This window comes from Stenotrophomonas sp. HMWF023 (assembly GCF_003060985.1).
Classification (GTDB): Bacteria; Pseudomonadota; Gammaproteobacteria; order Xanthomonadales; family Xanthomonadaceae; genus Stenotrophomonas; species Stenotrophomonas lactitubi.
On sequence record NZ_QAIJ01000279.1, the window covers coordinates 6,632 to 8,358 of the forward strand.

General features: G+C 68.6%; 2 protein-coding genes. One reads left to right on the forward strand and one right to left on the reverse strand.

The window, feature by feature from the left end:
* The coding region (locus DBR20_RS23325) for an ATP-binding cassette domain-containing protein (protein WP_258223391.1) at nt 1–819 on the forward strand (819 nt) is incomplete at its 5' end.
* 195 nt (nt 820–1,014) lie between these two features.
* On the opposite strand, the gene DBR20_RS15880 is transcribed toward DBR20_RS23325, so the two are convergent.
* A partial coding sequence (locus DBR20_RS15880; RefSeq protein ID WP_181393107.1) for a GTP-binding protein occupies nt 1,015–1,727 on the reverse strand: 713 nt, incomplete at its 5' end.

The window sequence follows — 1,727 nt, forward strand, 5'->3', positions numbered from 1 at the left end:
AAGCGCCAGGCACGCGGCAACCGCGAGGCGCGCGAGACCAACCAGGCACCGATCCTGCTCGGTCGGCAGAAGCAGCGCGCCGAAGCCAGCCACGGGCGCGCGCAGCAGATCCAGAGCGATCGCCTGCAGGCCAGCGCGGCGCAGGTACGCGCCGCCGCAGCAGCGGTGCACGTGTCGCCGGAACTGGCGTTGTTCAGTGGCGAAGGCGAGCGTGGCCAGGCCCGTTTGCTGCAGGCGCATGACCTGGTGCTGCCGCGCGGCTGTCGGGCGCCACTGCAGCTGGAGATCCGTCGGGGCCAGCGTATTGCGGTGGTCGGCGACAACGGCAGCGGCAAGTCGACGCTGTTGCGCGTGCTGGCCGGCGCGCTGCCAGCTGACAGCGGGCAGGTGCAACGGCACGCGCCCTTGGCCCTGCTCGACCAGCAGCTGCTGAATCTGCGCAGTCAAGAGAGCATTCTCGACGCGGTGCAGGCTGCCCATCCCAAGGCCGATCCGGCTGAGCTGCGCACACGGTTGGCGTTGCTAGGGCTGGATGCACAGCGCATCCAGCGCCCGGCCAGCAGCCTCAGCGATGGCGAGCGGGTGAAAGGTGCGCTGGCCAGCGTGCTGTATGCCGATCCTGCACCGCAGTTGCTGTTGCTGGACGAGCCGGGCAACGCGCTGGACCTGCCCGCGCTGCAGGCGCTGGAAGAACTGCTGGCGGCATGGCCGGGGGCATTGCTGATGGTCAGCCATGACACCCATCTGCTGCAGGCCTTGCAGCCAACGCAGGTGCTGCAGGTCGGTGATGCAGGTTGGCAGTGGCGCGATGCGTTGTAGAGCCGAGCACGTGCTCGGCTCCTACAGGCATTCATCCACGCATGGCGTGGATCTACTGGCTGGCAATGCGTCCACGTCCATCGGAAGCGATGAGCTGTAGAGCCGAGCACGTGCTCGGCTCCTGCAGCCTCTCATCCACGCATGGCGTGGATCTACTGCCAGCCGAGCATTCATCCACGCATGGCGTGGATCTACTCATCCACGCTTCCACACCGGGAACGTCTGCGGCATCTGCTGCCACAGCAGGGGGCCGGCCTGCAGTTCGTCGTCGTTGAGCAGGCATGCATCCAGTGCCGAGCGCACCGCGCGCTCGTCCATGTGCACGCCGATCACCACCAGTTCCTGCCGGCGGTCCCCCCACAGCGGGTGCCACAGGCGTGCCATCGCCGCGTGCGCTGCCGCGTCCGGGAATTCCTGTGCATCGGGCAACGGCGCGCTCCAGCAGTCGGCCTGCTGCCGTGCCCAGCCCAGATCGCTGTAAGGCAGTGGCGTTGGCGGCAGCAGCGGCGTGGTGTCCTCCTGGCCAGCGCGCACACGCTCGCGCGCCGCATACCAGAAGCCCGCCGCCTGGGTGCGCGTGGCCGCGCCCACGCTGTTCAACTCGCCCACCCAGTCCATGCGGTTGGCCAGCCAGAACCAGCCCTTGCTGCGGATCACCCCGGGCATGCCGTGCTGCAACGTGCGTGCGAAGCGGGCCGGGTGGAACGGCCGTCGCGAGCGGTAGACGAAGCTGGCAATGCCGTACTCCTCGGTTTCCGGCGTGTGCTCGCCGCGCAGTTCCTTCACCCAGCCGGGAGCCTGCTGCGCGCGCTCGAAATCGAAGCGGCCGGTATCCAGCAGCTCCGCAAGCGGCACGTCACCGAAGCGGGACAGCAGCAGCTTCGCATCGCGGTTCAACCCGCGCAGCA